Here is a 7,160-nt window from a genome sequence, read left to right on the forward strand (position 1 = left end):
GCTGGGGCCCTTCGCATACCGGGGGTTCTTTACAGCCCGCAGGCGGCGCGCAAGGCGTCTACCTTGTCGGTGGCCTCCCAGGTGAACTCGGGCAGCTCGCGGCCGAAATGTCCGTAGGCGGCTGTCTTCTGGTAGATGGGGCGGCGCAGATCCAGCGCGTCGATGATGGCGCCGGGGCGCAGGTCGAACACTTCGGCCACGGCGCGCTCGATGTCGGATTCGGGCACGTGCGCGGTGCCGAAGGTCTCCACCATCACGCTCACGGGCTGGGCCACGCCGATGGCATAAGCGATCTGCACCTCGCAGCGGTCGGCCAGGCCGGCGGCCACCACGTTTTTGGCCACCCAGCGCGCCGCGTAGGCGGCCGAGCGGTCAACCTTGGTGCAGTCCTTGCCGGAGAAGGCGCCGCCGCCGTGGCGACCCATGCCGCCGTAGGTGTCCACGATGATCTTGCGGCCCGTCAGTCCCGCGTCGCCCATGGGCCCGCCGATGACGAAGCGGCCCGTGGGGTTCACGTAGATCTCGCAGTCCTCGGCCAGTTCCACGCCCTCGGCCGCGAACACCGGGCGGATGACCGTCTCCAGAACAGCCTCGCGCAGGGCGTCCTGCTCGATGTCCTCCGAATGCTGGGTGGACACGACCACCTTCTCCACCGCGGTGGGCGCGCCGTCCACGTAGCGCACCGACACCTGGGTCTTGCCGTCGGGGCGCAGGAAATCGAGCGTGCCGTTCTTGCGCACTTCGGTCAGGCGCTCGGAGAGGCGATGCGCCAGGTAAATGGGCATGGGCATGAGCGTGCTCGTCTCGTTGCAGGCGTAGCCGAACATCATGCCCTGGTCGCCCGCGCCCACCGTCTCGTAGGGGTCGGCGGCCGCGGCGGCGTCGCGCTGGGCCTCGAATGACTCGTCCACGCCCTGGGCGATGTCGGCCGACTGCTCGTGGATGGAGCTCATCACGGCGCAGGTGTTGCCGTCGAAGCCATACTTGGCGCGGTCGTAGCCGATGCCGCACACTACGTCGCGCACGATGGACTGCACATCCACGTAGGCCTGGGTGCGAATCTCGCCGGTGACGAACACGGTTCCCGTGGTCACGAGCGTCTCGCAGGCGCAGCGCATCTTCGCGGGGTCGGCCGGCTGCCCGTCGGGGGCCACATAGCCCTCCTCGGCCAGCGCGATCTCCTTGGCCAGGATGGCGTCCAGGATGGCGTCGGAAATCTGGTCGCAGATCTTGTCGGGGTGCCCCTCCGTGACGGATTCGGAGGTGAACAGGTAGCTCGAATGGCTCTCGGTCATGAGATTCCTTTCTTATCGCTGTTGGCCGGACCACCTTGGCGGCCGCCCGCGGGCGAGGCGCGTCAGGTTGGTGTCGGGATCGGCGAGCCAACTCTCTACCCCGACTCTGGATAATATGGTGCGCGCGAACCGCACGGGTCGCAGCGCGATTGCCCATACTATCGGGGATGGCGGCGCGGCGCAAGAATACCGACGGGGAAGGATACAGAAACCATACGGAAGGCGCGCGGTGTCGCCGACGTGCTACACTTATACGGATATGCAAACGCCGAGGGACGGAGCCTTCATGCCGACCAACGCCGATTACACGCGCGAGTACTTCCAGATCATCGACGAGCTGGATGGCGACATCGAGAGCCGTCGCGCCTCCTTTGACTATATGCAGAACTCCACGGCCATCGTGCATCACCAGGTGGTTGCCTCCTCGTTCGTGCCGCGCCTGTTCAACCGGAAAAGCTACGAGGTGATGAAGCGCACCGCCGAGACGTGCCACCGCATCCTCTGCAAGGTCATCGAGCGCTATCGGGCCGATGCGGACTATCGCAAGCTCTTCGATTTCGATGAGCGTCTCGTGGAGCTCATCTTGCTGCCTCGCGACTACGATTCCGTGCTGCCCTTCGCCCGTGTGGACACCTTCCTCAACGAGGACGACTACGCCATCGCCTTCTGCGAGTTCAACGGCGACGGAAGCGCGGGCATGAACGAGAACCGCGAGATCACGAACTCCATCGTGGGTTCCGACACCTTCCGCACCTTCGCCGAGAACCACCAGGTGCAGGGATGCGATTTGTTCATGCCCTGGGTACGCGCCTTCATGGACATCTATAGCACCTACGCCTTCAAGGTGGAGAACCCCCGCGTGGCCATCTGCGACTATTTGGAAAACGGCGTGGTGGACGAGTTCTACATCTTCGCCGAGCGCTTCCGCGAGGCCGGCGTGGAGTGCGTGGTGGCCGACGTGCGCGAGCTTGCCTTCGATGGCGAGGTGCTGCGCACGCCCGACGGGAAGCCGGTGAACGCCATCTGGCGCCGCTCGGTCACCAACGACGTGCTTCAGTTCTGGGACGAGTCCCAAAACCTCATCAACGCCGTGCGCGAGCGCAAGGTGGCGCTCATCGGGGCGTTCTCCGGCCACATCGTCCACGACAAGCAGCTGTTCGAAGTGCTGTTTAAGCCTGAGACTCAGGCCTTCCTCACTGAAGAGGAAATCGCTTTCGTGGAAGAGACGGTGCCCATGACGGCGTTTCTCAATGATGACCAGGTGAACGTCGAGCAGATTCGCGCCAACCGCGAGCAGTGGATCATCAAGCCCACCGACCACTACGGCGCCGACAACGTGTACGCCGGCTGCGAGGTGAGCCAGCAGGAGTGGGAGCGCGTGGTGGACGAGTTCGCTAACGAGCGGGCCGGCTACCCCTTCATCGTGCAGCGCTACATCCGCCCCTTCAAGACCGACACGCTGCCGCCCGATCGCGGCATCGACGATATGCCCGACGGCGCGGTGACAAGCGATCCGGTTCCCTACAACAACCTGAACGGCCTCTACTTGTTCAACGGGCACTTCCAGGGCGTGTTCAGCCGCCTGGGGCCCCATCCCACCATCAGCAAGCCCAACGGCGGCATCACAAGCGCCACCATCTGGGTCGATTGCGACGTTTCCGACGGTTTGGAGCTGTAAGTGAATTCGAACACTGTTCTTGCGGGCCTTGGCGCGGCGCTCTTGGCCGTGACGCTGCTCGTCTGCGGATTCGCCGTGTGCTGCATGCCCGCCACCACCCAGGCGCTCTCGAGCGCGGTGAGCACGGGGGAAGATTCCCCTTACACCCACGAGCAGCTCGTGCCTCTGGCCGTGGCCACGCGCAACTTCACCGTGGACTACCACCAGAGCATGGAGGAGGCCCGCGAGAGCTTGGCCGCCGATGTGGTGGACGCGGCCCGCGCCGCTGCGGCCGAGGGTGCGCCGAAGTACTTCAACTGGAACCAGGAGGCCCGCGAGGTGCTCGCCGACACCGATCGCCCTGCCTTCGATACCATGGAGGCGCTCTCCGAGGTGAGCGATCGCTATGCGCTGGATGCCGATGCGGTCAGCCACCTGGAGGATTGCAACCGGCTGATCAACGGCGTCAGCTCCTATCTGGGCATGTTCGGCGTGGCGGCCCTCATCGTCGCCATCGTGCTGGGCTTTCGCAAGCAGTTCGCCGCTCTGGCCTTCATGCTGCGCATGGGGCCGGCGTTTCTGCTGTTCGTGCTCATCGTGCTGGGGCTGTGGGGCGTTGTCGACTTCAACGGGCTGTTCGCCGCGTTCCACTCGCTGTTCTTCGTGGACGGCACCTGGACGTTCAGCTACGACTCGCTGCTCATCTCCATGTACCCCCTGAACTTCTGGATGGGCATGGGAGCGGTGTGGGTCGGGTCGGCCATCGGCGGCGGTCTTTTGCTGTTCGCCGCGGGCTGCTTCTTCGCATGGAAGGCCGGCGTGCAGCAGCGCGGGCTCGCCGAGGCCGCCGCTGAGGCCGCCCGATCGAAGAAGGGGAAGAAGGGGCGCCGCTAATGGCCAAGGCCCCGCGCGACCACAAGACCAACGCCCTGCGCGAGCTGGACGCTGCGCACGTCGCCCATGAGGCGCTGTTCTTCGAGGCTGAGGCCACCATGAGCGGCGAGGAGATCGCGCTGGCCCAGGGTGAAGATCCCGACAGCTGCTTTAAGACCCTCGTTACCCAGGGCAAGTCCGGCGAGCACTACGTGTTCCTCGTGCCGGTGTCCGGCGAGCTCGATCTGAAGAAGGCCGCCTCGGCGGCCGGCGAGAAGGCCATTGCCATGATCAAGGCCCGGGAGCTGCTGCCGCTCACCGGCTACGTGCACGGAGGATGCTCGCCCATCGGCATGAAGAAGCGGTTCGCGACCTTTGTCGATGAGACGGCGCAGCTGTTCGAGGAGATTTACTTTTCGGGGGGCAAGGTGGGGTGTCAGATCCGCATGAACCCTGACGATTTGGAGAAGGTTGTTTCGTTCGAATATGCGGATCTTACGGTTTGAGGTTGTGGCTCTTCGGGGTCGGGCTACGGGGTACTGCTCAGTCGCTCAGACAGTCCTCGCTCGGCGAAACAGGACATTTAGTCCTGTTTCGTTCGCTGCGGAACTCGCTTGGTGAGCAGCACCCCGTAGCCCTCTTCGCATTGCCATTGCTGAAATCTGGCTTTATGTTGCTGGTATACTGCTCTGCATGAAAATTGCTTCGGTCATAGTTGATATTCCCACTCAGGCGTTGGATACGCCCTATTCCTATGCGGTGTCTGATGAGATGCTCGTGGGGGATGGGGGGCTTCCTGCTGAGGTGGGGTGCGCGGTGCTGGTTTCGCTTGGTGGGCGCAAGGCGGTGGGGTATATCGTTTCGCTCGACGAGGTGGAAGCGTCGCCGGATGAGGGGACCGATTTGTGGGGGACGCCTCGCTCGGCGGCCGACCTCAAGCAAGTGGAGGCGGTGCTCACCAAATCCTCTTTCGATGAGGAGGGGGCGGCCTGCGCTCTGTGGCTGGCCGACCGCTACGCCGCGCCGCTTTCCGAGTGCGTTCGTCTGTTCACCCCTCCGCGGGCCGTGCCGCGCATCGTGCGCGGGCGCGACGGGCGCTACCGGGTCGAAGAGCCTGCCATCGGCGCGGTGGACGACCGCTGGGTCGTGCGCGGGGAGGCGTTTGACAGCTTCGAGCCGCGCAAGAACGCCGCGAAGCAGAAGGCGGTGCTTGCGGCGGTCGCTGCCGGCGACGTGCGCGTAAGCGAGCTTGCCGCCGAGTACGGGAACGTGGCATCCACATTGAAGGCGCTGGAATCGAAGGACGTCGTGCGCATCGAGCACCGCCGCCGCCTGCGCGGCATGGACGGGTGCGCGCCCGCTTGCCGCACCGCACCTCCGCCGCTTACCTTCGACCAGCTCGCCGCCGTCAACGCCATCGAGGCAGCCCGCGCGGCTGGCGAGGGCCGCGTCGTGCTGGTGGACGGCGTGACCGGCTCCGGCAAGACCGAGGTGTACCTGCAGGCCATCGAGCGCACCCTGGCCGAGGGGCGCCGCGCCATCGTGCTCGTTCCCGAAATCTCCCTTACGCCCCAGACGGTGGCGCGATTCCGCGGACGGTTCGGCGACGCGGTGGCCGTCATGCACTCGCGCATGAGCGACGGCGAGCGCTACGACCAGTGGGACTACATCAAAAGCGGTGCGGCCCAGGTGGTCGTGGGAGCCCGCAGCGCGCTGTTCACCCCGGCTGTCAACGTGGGGCTCGTCGTGATCGACGAGGAGCACGAGGGCTCCTACAAGCAGGACTCGTCGCCGCGCTATCATGCCCGCGAGGTGGCCGAGTGGATGATGGCCCGTGGCGGCGGTGCGCTCGTGCTCGGCTCGGCCACGCCCTCCATCGAGTCGCTCTACCAGGCGAACAAGAACCCTTTGTGGGCCCAGGTGGGGCTCTTGCAGCGGGCCAACGGGCGACCCATGCCCGCCATCGAGGTGGTGAACATGGCCGCCGAGTTCGCCTCGGGGTCGCGGGCCATGTTCTCGGGGCGCCTTACGCGCGCGCTCGGCGAAGAGCTCTCGCTGGGGCGCAAGGCGGTGCTTCTGCTGAACCAGCGCGGCTTCGCGAAGTTCCTGCTCTGCCGCGACTGCGGCTTCGTGCCCGAGTGCCCCCACTGCTCCACCTCGCTCACCTACCACGAGCAGGGCAGCAAGCTTGTCTGCCATCACTGCGGCTACAGCGAGGCTGCGCCGCCGGTGTGTCCCGAATGCGGCAGTCCCTATTTGAAGAAGTTCGGCGCGGGCACCCAGAGGGTGGAACTGGAGCTGCGCTCGCTGTTGGATTCCCTTCCCGGCGTGGGGCCTCAGGTGCCCATCATCCGCATGGACGCCGATACGACCCAGGCCAAAGGCGCTCACCAGGCGCTGCTCGAAGAGTTCGCAGCTGCTGATGCCGCGGTGCTTCTCGGCACGCAGATGATCGCCAAGGGCCTCGATTTCGACGACGTCACCCTGGTCGGCGTCATCAACGCTGATACCCAGCTGCACCTGCCGGACTATCGCGCCGGCGAGCGCACCTTCCAGCTCATCGAGCAGGTGGCGGGCCGCGCCGGCCGGGCCGAGCTGGACGGGCGCGTCATGGTGCAGACCTACGAGGCCGACGACGTGGCCATTCGCGCTGCCGCCACCTACAACCGCGGGATGTTCCTGCGCGCCGAGCTGCCCAAACGCAAGCTTCTGGGCTATCCCCCCTACGTGCGCATGGCCAACGTCCTCATCTGGGGCGCCGACGAGCACGAGGTGGCTACCGAGGCCGAGCTCATTCACGGCCAGCTCGCCGAAATCGTGCGCAACGAGGTGGGGGAGCGCTGGAGCGTGCTGCCCGCGGTGCCCTGCGTGCTCGGCAAGCTGCGCAACACCTATCGCTACCACATCGTGGTGAAGGCCCCGCTCGAAGACGATCTCTCGGCCCCCCTCGTGCGCCTGTTCCGCACCCGCCATCCCAACCCCAAGGTCAGCGCCGCCGTCGATATCGACCCCATGGACCTGCTGTAGGGAAGGGCGGACCCCTCCGTCTCAAAACTTAAGCCCCCGATCCCGGATTGCCCCCTTGCGGGGGGTGTTCCTATAGTTTTGTCAACTGATTTCCTCGATTGATTTTCACCAAGAAGGCAATGCTGGCGCAGGACCCACGAGCCCTGCGCTTTTCTATGGGGGAGGGCCGGCTAGGCCGAGTACGGGACCCCGTCCCTCATGATCGCGTATATCACCTTCAATCTCTTCCTGGCAACGGCCTTCAGGGCCTCCCCGTGGCACATGCCGCGATTCCTGCAGCTGCGGTAGTAGTCGCCGAACCGGCCCTT

General features: G+C 65.4%; 5 protein-coding genes. 4 read left to right on the forward strand and 1 reads right to left on the reverse strand.

Annotated features, from left to right (window positions below; translation table 11 throughout):
* Nucleotides 1-29 precede the first annotated feature (29 nt).
* On the reverse strand, nucleotides 30-1,295 hold the full coding sequence (gene metK / locus VJ923_RS03925) for a methionine adenosyltransferase (RefSeq protein WP_326438770.1): 1,266 nt from the start codon (nucleotides 1,293-1,295) through the stop codon (nucleotides 30-32).
* 286 nt (nucleotides 1,296-1,581) lie between these two features.
* On the opposite strand from metK, the gene VJ923_RS03930 reads away from it, so the two are divergent.
* The 4 genes from VJ923_RS03930 (at nucleotide 1,582) to priA (ending at nucleotide 6,852) form a co-directional block, all read left to right on the forward strand.
* Nucleotides 1,582-2,973: a circularly permuted type 2 ATP-grasp protein gene (locus tag VJ923_RS03930; protein WP_326438772.1), complete on the forward strand. Its 1,392-nt coding sequence runs from the start codon at nucleotides 1,582-1,584 to the stop codon at nucleotides 2,971-2,973.
* Entirely contained in the window at nucleotides 2,974-3,846 is an 873-nt protein-coding gene (locus tag VJ923_RS03935; RefSeq protein WP_326438774.1) for a lipoprotein intramolecular transacylase Lit, read from the forward strand.
* Nucleotides 3,846-4,331 carry a Cys-tRNA(Pro) deacylase gene (gene ybaK, locus VJ923_RS03940; protein WP_326438776.1) on the forward strand — a complete coding sequence of 162 codons (486 nt, stop codon included), beginning with the start codon at nucleotides 3,846-3,848 and terminating at the stop codon, nucleotides 4,329-4,331. Before VJ923_RS03935 ends, ybaK begins: the two co-directional genes overlap by 1 nt.
* Before the next feature lie 187 nt (nucleotides 4,332-4,518).
* Nucleotides 4,519-6,852: a replication restart helicase PriA gene (gene priA, locus VJ923_RS03945; RefSeq protein ID WP_326438778.1), complete on the forward strand. Its 2,334-nt coding sequence runs from the start codon at nucleotides 4,519-4,521 to the stop codon at nucleotides 6,850-6,852.
* Nucleotides 6,853-7,160 lie beyond the last annotated feature (308 nt).

The sequence above is a fragment of the Adlercreutzia shanghongiae genome, assembly GCF_035830635.1.
GTDB classification, from domain to species: Bacteria; Actinomycetota; Coriobacteriia; order Coriobacteriales; family Eggerthellaceae; genus Adlercreutzia; species Adlercreutzia shanghongiae.